Origin of the sequence: Kitasatospora sp. NPDC002227, from assembly GCF_040296285.1 — a bacterium.
GTDB lineage: Bacteria > Actinomycetota > Actinomycetes > Streptomycetales > Streptomycetaceae > Kitasatospora.
The window spans coordinates 65,316-80,483 of sequence record NZ_JBEOWY010000035.1; the positions used below are offsets into that span (position 1 = coordinate 65,316).

The following is a 15,168-nucleotide window of genomic DNA, read 5'->3' on the forward strand; positions in this document are numbered from 1 at the left end:
GCGGGGGGTGTTCCCCCGCCCCACTCTCCCCCTTCCCCCCCCCGGGGGGGGGGGGGCCCCGGGGGGGGGGGGGGGCCCCCCCCCCCCCCCCACCTGGTCGGTCACATCCCGGCGATCAGCTTCTCCACCCGCTCGTCCACCGAGCGGAACGGGTCCTTGCAGAGCACCGTCCGCTGGGCCTGGTCGTTCAGCTTCAGGTGCACCCAGTCGACGGTGAAGTCCCGGCGCTGCTCCTGCGCCCGCCGGATGAAGTCGCCGCGCAGGCGCGCCCGGGTGGTCTGCGGGGGCACCGACTTGGCCTGGAAGGTCTTGAGGTCGGTGGTGACCCGCTGGGCCTGGCCCTTGGCCTGCAGGAGGTAGAACAGGCCGCGGCGGCGGTGGATGTCGTGGTACGCGAGGTCGATCTGGGCGATCCGCGGGTTGGACATCGTCATGTCGTGCTTGGCCCGGTACCGCTCGATCAGCTTGTACTTCATGATCCAGTCGATCTCGGTGGCCACCTTCGCGAGGTCCTCGGTGCGGACCGCCTCGAGGGTGCGGCCCCAGAGGTCGAGGACCCGGCCCACCGTGCCCTCGTTGATGCCCTTGCGGTCGGCGAACTCGAGCGCCTTGGTGTAGTACTCCTCCTGGATGTCCAGCGCGCTGGCCTCCCGGCCGTTGGCCAGGCGGACCTGGTGCGTGCCGGTGAGGTCGTGGCTGACCTCGCGGATCGCCCGGATCGGGTTCTCCAGCGTCAGGTCGCGCATCACCACGCCGGCCTCGATCAGGCGCAGCACCAGGTCGGTGGCGCCGACCTTGAGCAGGGTGGTGGTCTCCGACATGTTGGAGTCGCCGACGATGACGTGCAGGCGCCGGTAGCGCTCGGCGTCGGCGTGCGGCTCGTCGCGGGTGTTGATGATGGGCCGGGAGCGGGTGGTGGCGGAGCTGACGCCCTCCCAGATGTGCTCGGCCCGCTGGCTGACGCAGAAGACCGCGCCGCGCGGGGTCTGCAGCACCTTGCCGGCGCCGCAGATCAGCTGCCGGGTGACCAGGAAGGGGATGAGCACGTCGGCCAGCCGGGAGAACTCGCCGTGCCGGGCCACGCAGTAGTTCTCGTGGCAGCCGTAGGAGTTCCCGGCGGAGTCGGTGTTGTTCTTGAAGAGGTAGACGTCACCGGCGATGCCCTCCTCGTGCAGGCGCCGTTCGGCGTCCACGAGCAGGCCTTCGAGGATCCGCTCGCCCGCCTTGTCGTGCGTCACCAGCTCCGTCACGTCATCGCACTCGGGCGTGGCGTACTCGGGGTGCGAACCGACGTCGAGGTACAGGCGGGCGCCGTTGCGGAGGAACACGTTGCTGCTACGGCCCCAGGAGACTACGCGGCGGAAGAGGTAGCGGGCCACCTCGTCCGGGGACAGCCGTCGCTGCCCCCGGAACGTGCAGGTGACGCCGTACTCGTTCTCCAGCCCGAAAATTCGGCGGTCCATATGGCATCTTTTCTCTGCTGGGGGCCGGCTGAAACCGGCCGGCCCCGTCCGACACCCAGGACGGCACGCGTTATTCCGGCAGGTCACCCACATCCGGGTCGTCGGAATCCGTGGCCGCGTCGTTCGCCCCGCCTTCGAGCAGGCGGGTCAGCTGAGCCCCCAGCACGCGCTTGAACTTCCGCTTCTGGGGGCGGGTGCGGTCGAGGACCGCGACCTCCAGCTGATCGGTCGTCAGGGTGCGCGCGGTGCCGCCGTTCGGGTCCCTGGCGAGACCGTCGACGGCGAGCTTGAGGGCCTCGGCGAGCGTCATCCCGGTGCGGTGGCGCTGGCCCAGGTAGGAGCCGATGGAGTCGGCGTTGCCGCCGACCACCACGGTGTTCTTCTCGTCGACGACCGAGCCGTCCGGGGTGAGCCGGTAGATCTGGTCGTCCTCGGGGGTGCGGCCGGTCTCGGCGACCACCAGCTCGACCTCGTACGGCTTCTCGCCGACCGAGGAGAAGATGGTGCCGAGCGTCTGCGCGTAGACGTTGGCCAGCCCACGGGCCGTCACGTCGGCCCGGTCGTAGGAGTAGCCGCGCAGGTCGGCGTAGCGGACGCCGCCGATGCGCAGGTTCTCGAACTCGTTGTAGCGGCCGACGGCCGCGAAGGCGATCTGGTCGTAGATCTCGGAGACCTTGTGCAGGGCGCGCGAGGTGTTCTCGGCGACGAAGACGATGCCGTCCTCGTAGGTGAGCACGACCACGCTGCGGCCACGGGCGATGCCCTTGCGGGCGTACTCCGCGCGGTCCGCCATGGCCTGCTGGGGCGAGACGTAGAACGGTGTGGACACCGGCGGTCATCTCCCTTTTCTGTAGGAGGGGCGGACTAGAGGAGGGGGGCCTGGGGGCCGTCGGGGTGCTCCAGGCGCTGGTCGGTGATCGAGTGCGCGATGGCGGAGACCTCGCTCTCCTCCAGCCGCCGGAAGCCGTCCTCGGTGATGACCGAGACGATCGGGAAGATCTTGCGGGCGAGGTCGGGCCCGCCGGTGGCCGAGTCGTCGTCGGCGGCGTCGTAGAGCGCCTGGACGACCAGGGTGGCGGCCTGCTCCGGGCTGAGCCCGTCGCGGTAGAGCTTCTTCATCGAGCCCCGGGCGAAGACCGAGCCGGAGCCGGTGGCGGCGAAGCCGCGCTCCTCGGAGCGGCCGCCCGTGACGTCGTAGGTGAAGATCCGGCCCCGGCCGAGGTCGAGGTCGTAGCCGGCGAACATCGGGACGACGGCCAGGCCCTGCATGGCCATCCCGAGGTTGCCGCGGATCATCGTGGTGAGCCGGTTGGCCTTGCCCTCGAGCGAGAGGACGGTGCCCTCGATCTTCTCGTAGTGCTCCAGCTCCAGTTGGAACAGGCGCACCATCTCGACCGCGAGGCCGGCGGTGCCGGCGATGCCGACGGCGCTGTACTCGTCGGCCGGGAAGACCTTCTCGATGTCGCGCTGGGCGATCACGTTGCCCATGGTGGCCCGGCGGTCACCGGCCAGCACCACGCCGCCGTCGAACACGGCCGAGACGATGGTGGTGCCGTGCGGGGCCTCGATGGTCATCCCCTCGGGCAGGGCGCGGCGGCCGGGGATGAGCTCGGGCTGGTGCTGGGCCAGGAAGTCGATGAACGACGAGGACCCGGGGGTCAGGAAGGCAGCCGGTAGACGCCCGGTGCCACCAGTCATGGCTTCCACTCGATTCCCTCCAGGTGGATCTGCTGCGTAGATCAACTACGGATGCCCCGGACCTTACCCGGTCGGCGCGGCCCGCCAACCCTCGCGGGCCGTCCGGATGTGTGCGTTCGCGCGCGGCACAAAGGCCGCGCGCGAACGAAGGAAATACCCTCTACCCGATTGTGTAATCGGGCAATCGGGTTACTGCCCGCCCTTCTGGACAAACTGCCGCACGAAGTCCTCGGCATTCGTCTCCAGGACGTCGTCGATTTCGTCCAGGACCGCGTCGACGTCGTCGCTCAGCTTTTCCTGGCGCTCCTTGAGGTCATCGGACTGCTGGGCTTCCGCAGCCTGCTCCTCGACCTCCTCGGAGGAGCGGTTCGCCCGCTGCTGGCCGCCACCGGTGTCCTTGCTCGCCATTTCCCTCACCCCGCTCGACTCTCGCTCGGCACTGCCTCAGACCCTATACACCGCGAGCGCGGATCGCCCGTAGTTCCAGTAGAACGCTCCGCACTCCCCCAAATGATTCCCACCTCGGAACCATTCACCCCTGGGTGACCTGAAGGTTACCGAGAGATTTAGTTTCCGCCCGACAGGACCCGGACCAGGTCCTCCGCCGTGCGGCAGCGGTCGAGCAGTTCCTTGACGTGGTTGCGGGTGCCGCGCAGCGGCTCCAGGGTGGGCACCCGCTGCAGCGAGTCCCGGCCGGGCAGGTCGAAGATGACCGAGTCCCAGGAAGCCGCGGCGACGTGCTCGGCGTACTGCTCCAGGCAGCGGCCGCGGAAGTACGCCCGGGTGTCCTCCGGCGGCTTGCCGATCGCCCGCTGCACCTCCTCCTCAGTGACCAGCCGCTCGAACCGGCCCCGGGCCACCAGCCGGTTGTACAGGCCCTTGTCGGCCCGGACGTCGCTGTACTGCAGGTCCACCAGGTGCAGCCGGGAGTTGTCCCAGTCCAGGCCGTCGCGCTGGCGGTAGCCCTCGAGCAGCTCCTTCTTGGCGACCCAGTCCAGCTGCTTGGACAGGCTCATCGGGTCCCGCTCGAGGCGGCCGAGCACGTCCTCCCAGCGGGCCAGCACGTCCAGGGTCTGCTCGTCGGCGTCCTGGCCCCAGCGGTCCTCGACGTACTTGCGGGCCAGCTCGTAGTACTCCATCTGCAGCTGGACGGCGGTCAGCCGGCGGCCGCTGCGCAGGGTGATCAGGTGGGTGAGCGAGGGGTCGTGGGAGATCCGGTGCAGGGTGCGCACGGGCTGGTCCACCGCGAGGTCCACCGCGATGAAGGCCTCCTCGATCATCGCCAGGACGAGCGAGGTGGTGCCCAGCTTGAGGTAGGTGGAGATCTCCGAGAGGTTGGCGTCACCGATGATCACGTGCAGCCGGCGGTACTTGTCGGCGTCCGCGTGCGGCTCGTCCCGGGTGTTGATGATCGGGCGCTTGAGGGTGGTCTCCAGCCCGACCTCGACCTCGAAGAAGTCGGCCCGCTGGCTCAGCTGGAAGCCGTCGGCCGCGCCGTCCTGCCCGATCCCGACCCGGCCGGCGCCGGTGACCACCTGGCGGGAGACGAAGAACGGGGTCAGGTGGCGGACGATGTCGGCGAACGGGGTGGCCCGCTGCATCAGGTAGTTCTCGTGGGTGCCGTAGGAGGCGCCCTTGTTGTCCGTGTTGTTCTTGTACAGGTTGATCTTCTGGCCGTTGGGCAGCTCGAGCGCGCGGGCCGCCGCCTCGGCCATGATCCGCTCGCCGGCCTTGTCCCAGAGCACCGCGTCGCGCGGGTTGGTCACCTCGGGCGAGGAGTACTCGGGGTGGGCGTGGTCGACGTAGAACCGGGCCCCGTTGGTGAGGATGATGTTGGCGAGGCCGATGTCCTCGTCGGTGAGCTGGCTGGCGTCCGCCACGTCCCGGGCGAGGTCGAAGCCCCGCGCGTCCCGGAGCGGGTTCTCCTCCTCGAAGTCCCAGCGAGCCCGCCGCGCCCGGTGCATCGCCGCCGCGTACGCGTTGACGATCTGGGACGAGGTGAGCATGGCGTTGGCGTTGGGGTGCCCGGGGACGGAGATCCCGTACTCCGTCTCGATCCCCATCACGCGCCGTACGGTCATGCGGCCCTCCTTGCCCTGCGCCGGGCCCCCGCCGGGCCCGTCGCTGACGTACCAATGGTGCTCCGTGGCGCGCGAGCCGCGCCCAGACGCGCCGTCCGGCTGCGGAGCCCGTGGGCCCCGCAGCCGGACGGTGGGTGAGGACAGCTCGTACGCGTGGTACCGGTACTACAGGTACTGCCCCGTGTTGGCGACAGTGTCGATGGAGCGGCCGGACTCGGCGCCCTGCTTGCCGGTGACCAGGGTGCGGATGAAGACGATCCGCTCGCCCTTCTTGCCGGAGATGCGGGCCCAGTCGTCCGGGTTGGTGGTGTTGGGCAGGTCCTCGTTCTCCTTGAACTCGTCCACGCAGGCGGCGAGCAGGTGGGAGACGCGCAGGCCGCGCTGGCCGTGGTCGAGGAAGTCCTTGATCGCCATCTTCTTGGCCCGGTCCACGATGTTCTGGATCATGGCGCCGGAGTTGAAGTCCTTGAAGTACAGGACCTCCTTGTCACCGTTGGCGTAGGTGACCTCCAGGAAGCGGTTCTCCTCGGTCTCGCCGTACATCCGCTCGACCACGGACTGGATCATCGCCCCGACCGTGACCTCGACGGAGCCGTCGTGCTCCTTGAGGTCGTCCGGGTGGAAGGGCAGCGAGTTCTTGAGGTACTTGGAGAAGATGTCCTTCGCGGCCTCGGCGTCCGGGCGCTCGATCTTGATCTTCACGTCGAGGCGGCCGGGCCGCAGGATCGCCGGGTCGATCATGTCCTCGCGGTTCGAGGCGCCGATCACGATGACGTTCTCCAGGCCCTCCACACCGTCGATCTCGGCGAGCAGCTGGGGGACGATGGTGTTCTCCACGTCCGAGCTGACCCCGGAGCCACGGGTGCGGAAGAGCGACTCCATCTCGTCGAAGAAGACGATCACGGGCGTGCCCTCGCTGGCCTTCTCACGCGCACGCTGGAAGACCAGGCGGATCTGCCGCTCGGTCTCGCCGACGTACTTGTTGAGCAGCTCGGGGCCCTTGATGTTCAGGAAGTAGCTCTTGCCCTGCGGCCGGCCGGTCACCTCGGCGACCTTCTTCGCGAGCGAGTTGGCCACCGCCTTGGCGATCAGCGTCTTGCCGCAGCCGGGCGGGCCGTAGAGCAGGACGCCCTTGGGCGGGCGCAGCTCGTACTCCTTGAAGAGGTCGGCGTGCAGGTACGGCAGCTCGACCGCGTCGCGGATCTGCTCGATCTGGTTGGCCAGACCGCCGATCTGCCGGTAGTCGATGTCCGGGACCTCCTCGAGGACCAGGTCCTCGACCTCCGACTTCGGCACCACCTCGTACACGTACCCCGAGCGGGGTTCGAGCAGCAGGGCGTCGCCGGGGCGAAGGGTCAGCTCGCGGAGCGGCTCGGCGAGCCGGACCACCCGCTCCTCGTCGGTGTGCCCGGTGACGAGAGCGCGCTCGCCGTCCTCCAGGACCTCCTTGAGGGTGACGATGTCGCCGATGCTCTCGAAGGCCATTGCGTCCACGATGTTGAGGGCCTCGTTGAGCATCACCTCCTGCCCACGGCAGAGGTCGTCGAGATCGACACTGGGGCTGACGTTGACGCGGAGCTTTCGGCCGCCGGTGAAGATGTCGGCGGTGCCGTCCTCGTTGGCGCTGAGGAAGGTGCCGAACCCCGCCGGGGGCTGGGCCAGCCGGTCCACCTCTTCCTTGAGGGCCACGATCTGGTCGCGGGCCTCGCGCAAGGTGGCGACGAGCCGTTCGTTCTGGGCCGTCACACCGGCCAGGTTGGTCTGCAGCTCGGCCACACGCTCCTCAAGAACCCTTGAGCTGCGGGGCGAGTCGGCGAGCTTGCGGCGCAGGACGGCGATCTCCTGCTCGAGGTACGAGAGCTGTGCTGCCTCGTCGGAACCACGAGCGGGCTTACCGGTGCTGCGGGTGTAGTCGTCATCGTGGGCTGCCACGGTCCTCACCTCCTCCTGGGGAGCTGGACGCTTCCAGACCCTACCTGGACGCAGGCCCTCGTAAACGCGCCTTGATCAGATTGCCGAACGGCGTGTCCGAAATCGCTTCCCCTGCGCCAGTTCATACCCACCGTTCAACAGTCAAAGCGGGCCAGATGTATGGTCGGTCGAGCAATACCCGAATCGTGACCGAGGAACGGCAGGGGACATGAGCAGCGAGGCTCTGGAGGTCTGGATCGATCAGGACCTCTGTACGGGGGACGGCATCTGCGTCCAGTACGCACCCGAAGTCTTCGAGCTCGACATCGACGGCCTCGCGTACGTCAAGGGCGAGGACGACGAGCTGCGGCAACAGCCGGGCGAGACGGTCCGGGTGCCGCTGACGATCCTTCAGGACGTGGTGGACTCGGTGAAGGACTGCCCCGGCGAGTGCATCCACGTCCGCCGGGCCGCCGACGGCGTCGAGGTCTACGGCCCCGACGCCGACTGACCACCTGTCCAGGGGCCGCGAGGCCCCTGGGTTCTGCCTACTGACTGATGTTCACGGGAGTCTTCGTCAGGTTCCAGCCGGTCCCGCTGCGGCTCCAGGCCAGGCTCAGGACCAGGTCCGGGAAGGCGCGGGGGACGTCGTCACCGGAGTAGCCGCGGGCGGTGCCGGTCACGGTGCCGTCCGAGCGCAGTCTGAGGGCCGTGACGGTGAGGCCGTCGCTCTCGTGCAGCAGGGTGGCCCGGACGGTGGGGCCGGGGCCGAGCAGGAAGACGCCGTCGCTGGGCGTGCCGTTGGGGGCCGCGCAGTGGGCGGCGGCCACGGTGCTCGGGGTGCCGTCGAGCAGGGCGCTGAAGCTGAGGCTGACGGTGACCGGGAACGGCCCGCAGTCAAGGGGAAGTTGAGCCTTTGCGGGATCGGGTGCGCTCTGCGTCGGCAGCGCCTTGGGGGCGGCTCCGGCGGGCACGGTGCGGCCGGCGGCGGGAGCGGCCGCCAGCGCGGCGGCGACCACGGCGGCACAGGCCGCCGCGACCAGGGCCCAGTGCTTCGGCCGGGGCCGGGTGTGCGCGGGCAGGCTCGGATCTTCCACCAGGCGATCCCTCCACGGTGGGCGTGACGTGAGCGAGCATCGTCCCACATCACCCGAAACCATCCGTACCCGGGTGGACATGACGAAGGGCCGGGCGCCATGCCCGGCCCTTCAAGTGTCGTACGTGCCCTACTCGGCGGTCGCGTCCTCGGCTCCGGCCGCCTCGCGGCGGGCCGCGACGCGCTCGGCCAGGCTGCGCTCGGGCGAGTTCTCGTAGTCCTCGCCGTAGGAGCCCTTCGCCGGGCGGCGGCGGCGCAGCGGCGGCTCGACACCGTCGGCCAGGCGGCGGGAGGTGAGCAGGAAGCCGGTGTGCCCGATCATGCGGTGGTCCGGGCGGACGGCCAGGCCCTCCACGTGCCAGGTGCGGACCATCGTCTCCCAGGACTGCGGCTCGGTGAACGTGCCGTGCTCGCGCAGCGCCTCGACGGTGCGCGAGAGCTGCGTGGTGGTGGCCACGTAGCAGCAGATCAGGCCGCCGGGGACGAGCGCCTTGGAGGCGACGTCCAGGCACTCCCAGGGGGCGAGCATGTCGAGGATGACGCGGTCCACCTCGGTCTCCACCAGGTTGTCCTGGAGGTCGCCCACGGTGAGCTTCCAGGCCGGGTGGGGGCCGCCGAAGTAGCGCTCGACGTTGCCCTTGGCGATGTCGGCGAAGTCCTGGCGGCGCTCGTAGGAGGCCAGCAGACCGGTGTCTCCGACGGCGCGCAGCAGGTAGGTGGAGAGCGCGCCGGAGCCCACCCCCGCCTCGATCACGCGGGCGCCCGCGAAGATGTCGGCCATCGCCAGGATCTGCCCCGCGTCCTTGGGGTAGATCACGGCGGCGCCGCGCGGCATGGACAGGACGTAGTCGGGGAGCAGGGGGCGCAGCGCGAGGTACGGGACGTTGCCCGTGGTGCGCACGACAGTGCCCTCAGGAGCGCCGATCAGCTCGTCGTGCGGGAACGCACCCTTGTGGGTGTGGAACTGGTTCCCGGCCTGGAGCGTGAACGTGTAGTGGCGGCCCTTGGGGTCGGTCAGCTGGACCTGGTCCCCGACCTGGAAGGGCCCGCGTCGGCGGGTGGCACCGGTCGGTTCGGACATGCGGACAATCTTAGGGGAAGCGGCGCACTCCCCTGACCAGCGCCCCCGCTCAGGGCCGCTGCGCCCGGCCGGAGACGGCCGCGGTGAGCCGCCGCTCGAGGTCCGCGAGGGCCAGCACCCCGTACACCGTGCCGTCCGGGCGGACCACCAGGTACTCGCTGGCGGGGGTGCGCCGCAGGGCGGTCAGCAGCTGTTCGCCGGTCAGGTCGAGGTCCAGGCGCAGGCCCGGCTCGAGCGAGCGGGCCAGCGCGCCGACGGCCACCCACGGGCGGCGGTGCTCGGGTACGGCGGTGACGGAGGCCTCCTTGACCAGCCCGGTGGGCTCACCCGCGCCGTCCACCACCACCAGCGCGCCGGCCTGCGCCTCCGTCGCCCGGCGCAGTGCCTCGCCCAGCGGCGTGTCGGCGGGCACCTCGACCACCCGGCGGGCCAGCTCGCGCAGCCGCAGGCCCGGCAGCGCCTCGCGCAGCCGGGCGTTGCGCAGGCTGCCGGAGGCGCCGTTCCAGATGATCACGGCGAGCACGGCGGAGAGCACGGCGTCGATCAGGCTGTCGGTGGTGGTGCGGCCCGGGCCGCCGCGGGCGGCGGAGACGGCCGGCAGGCCGAACAGCACCACCAGGGCCAGTGCCCGGCCGGCCCAGGCGGCCGCGACGGTGCCGGCCATCGGGCGGCCGGTGAGGCCCCAGACCACGGCGCGCAGCATCCGGCCGCCGTCCAGCGGCATGCCGGGCAGCAGGTTGAAGGCGGCCACCACCAGGTTGGAGATCATCAGCCCGGCCAGCAGCACCCCGGGCACGGTGGCCGGCTCCACGGCCCGCAGCGCGAGGTAGAAGACGCCGCCGAGCAGCAGCGAGAGCAGCGGGCCGACGAAGGCCAGCCAGAACTCGCGGAACGGTGTCTCGGCCTCGTTCTCGATCTCGGAGACGCCGCCGAAGAACTGCAGCTGGATCCGCCGCACCCCGAGCCGGTAGCGCAGGGCGACCACGGTGTGGGCCAGCTCGTGCACCAGGACGGAGGCGTAGAAGGCGACGGCGAAGGAGAGCGAGACCAGGTACCGGGTGCCGCCGAGCTCGGGCAGCACGTCGGCCAGCTGGCCGCCGAACAGCCAGGTGATCAGCGCGGCGATCACGAACCAGGACGGTGTCACGTACACCGGCACCCCGAAAGGCCGGCCCATCAGGATCCCGCTCGGCCGCTCGGCCCCGCCACCGCCCGAGTCGGCGGTGGTCCGCTGCCCCCTGGTCTCGCTCACCGTGGCCCCTTCTCGATACTGGTCGTCCCCCGCACTGCCGCCCACGCTAATTGATCGGGGCGGCCGTACCGCGCTCGCCCTACCGGTGTATTACCCGGTTCGGCCGCGGTCACCGCCGTGTTTGCCGCAAGCGGGGGCCGGTCCCATAGGGTCGGGGTATGCAGAAACCGCTCTCCGCCGCCCCGACGGGCCTGTCACCGTCCCGGGCGGGTGACTTCATGACCTGTCCGCTGCTCTACCGGCTGCGGGTGATCGACCGGCTGCCCGAGCCGCCGAGCGCGGCGGCCACCCGGGGCACGCTGGTGCACGCGGTGCTCGAGCGCCTGTTCGACCACGAGCCCGCGGAGCGGACCACCGATCGGGCCCTGGAGCTGCTGCGCCCGCAGTGGGAGCGGCTGCTCGGTGAACGGCCGGAGCTGGCCGAGTTGTTCCCGGGGGACGAGGACGGCACCGCCGCGGCCAAGTGGCTGCGCGACGCCGAGAAGCTGGTCGGCCAGTGGTTCAAGCTGGAGGACCCGACCCGGCTGCACCCGGTGGAGCGCGAGCTCTACGTGGAGACCGTGCTCGACTCGGGCCTGCTGCTGCGCGGCTACATCGACCGGGTCGACGTCGCCCCCACCGGCGAGGTGCGGCTGGTCGACTACAAGACCGGCCGGGCGCCCTCGCGGGACTTCGAGGGCAAGGCCATGTTCCAGATGAAGTTCTACGCCCTGGTGGTGTGGCGGCTCAAGGGTGTCGCCCCCCGGCGGCTGCAGCTGGTCTACCTGGGCGGCGGCGGCGACGTGGTCACCTACGACCCGGACGAGGCCGACCTGCTGGCCACCGAGCGCAAGCTCAAAGCGCTCTGGGAGACGATCACCAAGGCGGTCGCCACCGGCGACTTCCCCGCGACGAAGAACCGGCTCTGCGACTGGTGCGACCACCAGGCCAGCTGCCCGGAGTTCGGCGGCACTCCCCCGCCGTACCCGTTGCCCCTGCCGGGGCAGATGACTAAGGAGTCGTAGGTTGACGATCCGAGTGCTGCTGGTCGACGACCAGCCACTGCTGCGCACCGGCTTCCGGATGATCCTGGAGGCCGAGCACGACCTGGTGGTGGTCGGCGAGGCCGGGGACGGCCAGCAGGCGCTGGAGCAGGTCAGGGCGCTGCAGCCGGACGTGGTGCTGATGGACATCCGGATGCCCCGGATGGACGGCGTCGAGGCCACCCGCCGGATCGCCGGGCCCGGCCGGGACGGCCCGGCCAAGGTGCTGGTGCTGACCACCTTCGACCTGGACGAGTACGTGGTCGAGGCGCTGCGCGCGGGGGCCAGCGGCTTCCTGCTCAAGGACGTGCCGGCCGACGAGCTGGTGCAGGCGATCCGGGTGGTGGCCGACGGCGCCGCGATGCTGGCGCCGAGCATCACCCGCCGCCTGCTCGACATGTACGCCACCAAGCTGCCCTCCGGCGAGGAGGCGCCCGCACAGGCGCTCACCGCGCTGACCGAGCGTGAGGTGGAGGTGCTCAAGCTGGTCGCCAAGGGCCTGTCCAACGCCGAGATCGCCGCCGAGCTGTTCGTCAGCGAGACGACGGTCAAGACCCACGTCGGGCACGTGCTGACCAAGCTCCAGCTGCGCGACCGGGTGCAGGCCGCGGTGTACGCCTACGAGAGCGGCCTGGTGCGCCCCGGCACGCTGTAGGGCGGGAACGCGGAAGGGGCCCACCGGCTGGTGGGCCCCTTCGCTGTTCACCGCGTCACTTCTTGGTGCGGCCGATCTCCCAGAAGCGGATGATGCCCGAGGTGTCGACGGTGTTGGTCACACCGGTGATCTCGGCCTTCGAGGCGTAGAAGGACTTGTTCTGGTAGAGCGGGATCAGCGGGGCCGCGTCCGCGATGATGTTCTGCATCTGGCCGTAGACGGCCGCGCCGCGGTCGGTCTGCTTGATGCCGTCCGGCACCAGCTGCTGGCTGATCCGGGGATCGTCCCAGCCGTTGTGGTAGGCGCCGCCGTCGACCACCAGCGGGGAGATGAAGTCGTCCGCGTCGACGTAGTCGGGCACCCAGCGGGCGGCGTACATCTGGTACTTGCCCGCCTTCCAGCCGTCCTGGAAGGCCTGCCAGTCCGGCTCCTTCTGGATGTCGACCTGGAACAGGCCGCTGGCCTCCAGCTGCTTCTTGGTCTCGGCCATCTGGGCGTCGCCGGCGCGGGCACGCGACCAGGTGAGGGAGAGCTTGACCGGCAGCGACACGTGGGCGCTGGTCAGGATCTTCTTGGCCTTGTTGACGTCCGGCTCGCCGTACTTGTCGAAGAAGGCGGTGTTGTGGCCGGCCACCCCGGCCGGGACGACCGAGTACAGCGGCTGGACGGAGTGCTGGAAGACGTTGCTCACCAGGGCCTGGCGGTCGATCACCTGGGCGATCGCCTGCCGGACGGCCGGGTTGCCGGTGACGCTGTCCTTGGTGTTGAACACCAGGAAGCTGACCTCGCCGCTGTCGCCCTCGGTGACCTTGGTGGAGCTCTTGCCGGCCGCCTCGTCGTCACGCAGCTTGGTGGCGATCGCCGGGTCCAGGCTGTTGTTGTCGGTGACGTCGATCTCGCCGCTGTCCAGCGCGGACTTGAGCTTCTCGCCGTCGGCGTAGAAGCGCAGCACGAACTTGTTGTTCTGCATCTTCTCGTCGCCGGTGTACTGCGAGTTGGCGGAGAAGGAGATCTTGCCCGGGACGCCGGCCTTGGCGCCCGCCAGGTCGTCGATCGAGTCGATCTTGTACGGCCCCGAGCCGACCAGCTTGTCGTTGGAGAGCAGCTTGTCGGCGGGGAAGACCGCGTGGTCCACGATCGAGCCGGCCGCCGAGGCCAGCTTGGCCGGGAGCACCGCGTCCGGGGTCTTGAGGTGGAAGGTCACCTCGGTGTCGCCCTTGGCCTGCACCGACTTGATGGTGGAGAGCAGCGCGGCCGGGCCGCTCGGGTCGTTGATCTTCAGCATGCGCGTGATCGAGAAGACCACGTCCTGGGCGGTCAGCGGGTGACCGTTGGAGAACTTCACCCCGCTCTTGAGGGTGCAGCTGTAGGTCATCGTGTCGGCGCCGGTGAAGGCACAGCTCTGCGCGACGTCCGGCTGCGGCACGGTGGCGCCCGCGGGGAACTTCAGCAGCGACTGGAAGGTGTTGTTCAGCACCATCCAGGAGCCGGCGTCGTAGGTGCCGGCCGGATCGAGCACCTTGGTCACGTTGGTGGTGCCCAGGGTGATGGCGCTGTCCGAGCCGCCGCCGGTGACGACCTTGGTGGCCGAGGCACAGCCAGCCGCCGTGGAGGCGACCAGTGCGGCACAGCTGAGCACGGCCAGTCGGTTGGCTGAAGTCATGCGGAATACGTTCCTTCTCCATGCGGACCGGGGGTGCCGGTGGCTGCCGCCGGGACTCCGCCTGGGGTGGGGCGGCGTCGTAGGGGGACTGATCGGATGTAGCGTGCCACATCGAACACGTACGAATATCACCGGTTCGTACGCTCCGTGATGATCCGACGATCCCTCGGTCAGAACGGGCCGACGACTTGTCAGCTGATGTCCGATTTCTCCCCTATCGCGGCCACAGCCCGTCGCCGTCGGACCGCTGTCCGGCAGCAGTTCGCGTGGAGAAAGAGACCAACATCACACCCGGACCGTTACCAGTGACCTGAGCAAGTCAAGATCGACCAGCTCCAGCGAGGGCAGCACCAGCCGCCCGGGCGCCGGTTCGATCGTCGCGATCGAGGGCACCGCGATCACCGGGCACCCGGCCGCCTCGGCCGCCTGCACCCCGGTCGGGGCGTCCTCGATCACCACGCAGCGGGCCGGCTCGGCGCCGAAGCGGGCGGCCGCCAGCAGGTACGGGTCCGGGTGCGGCTTGGTGCGGGCCACCTCGTCGCCCGCCACCGAGAAGGCGAAGTGCTCGGCGCCCAGGCTGTACAGCACCAGATCGATGATGTGCCGGTGCGAGGCCGAGACCAGCGCAGCGGGGATGCCGTGCGCGTCCAGGGTGTTCAGCAGCCGCTCGGCCCCCGGCATCAGCGGCACGCCGCCCGCCAGCAGGTCCACGAAGCGCCGGTTGATCAGCACCGTCAGCTCGGCCGGGTCGATCTCCAGACCGGTGCGCGCCAGCAGGTAGTCGATCACCCGGGTCATCGGGCCGCCGACCACGTGCGCGCGGTCCTGCTCGTCCAGCGGGTGGCCGAGCTCGGCGAAGAGCGAGGCCTCGGCCTGCCACCAGAAGTCCTCGGTGTCCACCAGGGTGCCGTCCATGTCGAGCAGCACCGCCCGGAGCCCGCCACCGTCCGCCTGGGTGAGGCTGCCGGTGGGGGTGGAGATGGTCGTCATACTGCGGGTCCTTCCCTCGCGGCGGCTCCCCGGGGATGGCGCAGGCCGGTCCGCTGGTCAGCGGACCGGCCCGTTGGGGATCATCAATCGTACGCCCGAACCGCCTGAAAGAGGCGAACGGGACGCAACCGCATCATTACCTCGCGTTGAAGTACTTCGCCTCGGGGTGGTGGATCACGATCGCGTCGGTGGACTGCTCGGGGTGGAGCTGGAACTCCTCCGAGAGCACGACCCCGATCCGCTCCGGCTGGAGCAG

14 protein-coding genes are annotated in these 15,168 nt (G+C 70.1%); 3 read left to right on the forward strand and 11 right to left on the reverse strand.

The genetic code is table 11. The features are described 5' to 3' along the window. Positions 1 to 101: 101 nt before the first annotated feature. The 6 genes from pafA to arc all read right to left on the reverse strand — a co-directional run bounded on the left by pafA (position 102) and on the right by arc (position 7,174). Positions 102 to 1,463, reverse strand: a complete 1,362-nt coding sequence (gene pafA / locus ABT095_RS26740; RefSeq protein WP_350532061.1) for a Pup--protein ligase — start codon at positions 1,461 to 1,463, stop codon at positions 102 to 104. Positions 1,464 to 1,533: 70 nt separating this feature from the next. Beyond that, on the reverse strand, positions 1,534 to 2,292 hold the full coding sequence (gene prcA, locus ABT095_RS26745) for a proteasome subunit alpha (RefSeq protein ID WP_350532062.1): 759 nt from the start codon (positions 2,290 to 2,292) through the stop codon (positions 1,534 to 1,536). 35 nt (positions 2,293 to 2,327) lie between these two features. Next, positions 2,328 to 3,170 (reverse strand): proteasome subunit beta, encoded by an 843-nt coding sequence (gene prcB, locus ABT095_RS26750; protein WP_350532063.1) that lies wholly within the window; start codon positions 3,168 to 3,170, stop codon positions 2,328 to 2,330. 180 nt (positions 3,171 to 3,350) lie between these two features. After that, the gene (locus ABT095_RS26755) at positions 3,351 to 3,569 is read right to left on the reverse strand and encodes a ubiquitin-like protein Pup (protein ID WP_350532064.1); all 219 of its coding nucleotides are present in this window, start codon (positions 3,567 to 3,569) and stop codon (positions 3,351 to 3,353) included. A gap of 158 nt (positions 3,570 to 3,727) precedes the next feature. After that, positions 3,728 to 5,242, reverse strand: a complete 1,515-nt coding sequence (gene dop, locus ABT095_RS26760; protein ID WP_350532065.1) for a depupylase/deamidase Dop — start codon at positions 5,240 to 5,242, stop codon at positions 3,728 to 3,730. Positions 5,243 to 5,407: 165 nt separating this feature from the next. Further along, positions 5,408 to 7,174: a proteasome ATPase gene (gene arc / locus ABT095_RS26765; RefSeq protein ID WP_350532066.1), complete on the reverse strand. Its 1,767-nt coding sequence runs from the start codon at positions 7,172 to 7,174 to the stop codon at positions 5,408 to 5,410. Positions 7,175 to 7,382: 208 nt separating this feature from the next. Here arc and ABT095_RS26770 point away from each other — a divergent pair, with 208 nt between their 5' ends. Further along, positions 7,383 to 7,664, forward strand: coding sequence for a ferredoxin (locus ABT095_RS26770; protein ID WP_350532067.1), 282 nt, complete (start codon positions 7,383 to 7,385; stop codon positions 7,662 to 7,664). A gap of 37 nt (positions 7,665 to 7,701) precedes the next feature. Here ABT095_RS26770 and ABT095_RS26775 read toward each other — a convergent pair whose 3' ends face one another. The 3 genes from ABT095_RS26775 to ABT095_RS26785 form a co-directional block, all read right to left on the reverse strand. Beyond that, positions 7,702 to 8,250 carry a hypothetical protein gene (locus ABT095_RS26775; RefSeq protein ID WP_350532068.1) on the reverse strand — a complete coding sequence of 183 codons (549 nt, stop codon included), beginning with the start codon at positions 8,248 to 8,250 and terminating at the stop codon, positions 7,702 to 7,704. A gap of 129 nt (positions 8,251 to 8,379) precedes the next feature. Continuing rightward, complete coding sequence (locus ABT095_RS26780) at positions 8,380 to 9,330, reverse strand: tRNA (adenine-N1)-methyltransferase (protein WP_350532069.1); 951 nt, start codon at positions 9,328 to 9,330, stop codon at positions 8,380 to 8,382. Positions 9,331 to 9,379: 49 nt separating this feature from the next. Then, positions 9,380 to 10,507, reverse strand: a complete 1,128-nt coding sequence (locus ABT095_RS26785) for a site-2 protease family protein (protein ID WP_502885015.1) — start codon at positions 10,505 to 10,507, stop codon at positions 9,380 to 9,382. A 233-nt stretch (positions 10,508 to 10,740) separates the two neighbouring features. Here ABT095_RS26785 and ABT095_RS26790 point away from each other — a divergent pair, with 233 nt between their 5' ends. Together ABT095_RS26790 and ABT095_RS26795 are read left to right on the forward strand one after the other, a co-directional pair. After that, positions 10,741 to 11,586, forward strand: a complete 846-nt coding sequence (locus ABT095_RS26790) for a RecB family exonuclease (RefSeq protein WP_350532071.1) — start codon at positions 10,741 to 10,743, stop codon at positions 11,584 to 11,586. A gap of 1 nt (position 11,587) precedes the next feature. Then, entirely contained in the window at positions 11,588 to 12,259 is a 672-nt protein-coding gene (locus tag ABT095_RS26795; protein ID WP_350532072.1) for a response regulator, read from the forward strand. A 55-nt stretch (positions 12,260 to 12,314) separates the two neighbouring features. Here ABT095_RS26795 and ABT095_RS26800 read toward each other — a convergent pair whose 3' ends face one another. Continuing rightward, complete coding sequence (locus ABT095_RS26800; protein ID WP_350532073.1) at positions 12,315 to 13,922, reverse strand: ABC transporter substrate-binding protein; 1,608 nt, start codon at positions 13,920 to 13,922, stop codon at positions 12,315 to 12,317. A gap of 285 nt (positions 13,923 to 14,207) precedes the next feature. Then, positions 14,208 to 14,912, reverse strand: a complete 705-nt coding sequence (locus ABT095_RS26805; protein WP_350532074.1) for an HAD family hydrolase — start codon at positions 14,910 to 14,912, stop codon at positions 14,208 to 14,210. Positions 14,913 to 15,168 lie beyond the last annotated feature (256 nt).

Coding starts and splice junctions, on each gene's coding strand:
- pafA (WP_350532061.1), bottom strand. CDS start 1,463: ATGGACCGCCGAATTTTCGGGCTGGAGAACGAGTACGGCGTCACCTGC.
- ABT095_RS26790 (WP_350532071.1), top strand. CDS start 10,741: ATGCAGAAACCGCTCTCCGCCGCCCCGACGGGCCTGTCACCGTCCCGG.
- ABT095_RS26770 (WP_350532067.1), top strand. CDS start 7,383: ATGAGCAGCGAGGCTCTGGAGGTCTGGATCGATCAGGACCTCTGTACG.
- ABT095_RS26780 (WP_350532069.1), bottom strand. CDS start 9,330: ATGTCCGAACCGACCGGTGCCACCCGCCGACGCGGGCCCTTCCAGGTC.
- ABT095_RS26755 (WP_350532064.1), bottom strand. CDS start 3,569: ATGGCGAGCAAGGACACCGGTGGCGGCCAGCAGCGGGCGAACCGCTCC.
- ABT095_RS26785 (WP_502885015.1), bottom strand. CDS start 10,507: ATGGGCCGGCCTTTCGGGGTGCCGGTGTACGTGACACCGTCCTGGTTC.
- dop (WP_350532065.1), bottom strand. CDS start 5,242: ATGACCGTACGGCGCGTGATGGGGATCGAGACGGAGTACGGGATCTCC.
- ABT095_RS26805 (WP_350532074.1), bottom strand. CDS start 14,912: ATGACGACCATCTCCACCCCCACCGGCAGCCTCACCCAGGCGGACGGT.
- ABT095_RS26800 (WP_350532073.1), bottom strand. CDS start 13,922: ATGACTTCAGCCAACCGACTGGCCGTGCTCAGCTGTGCCGCACTGGTC.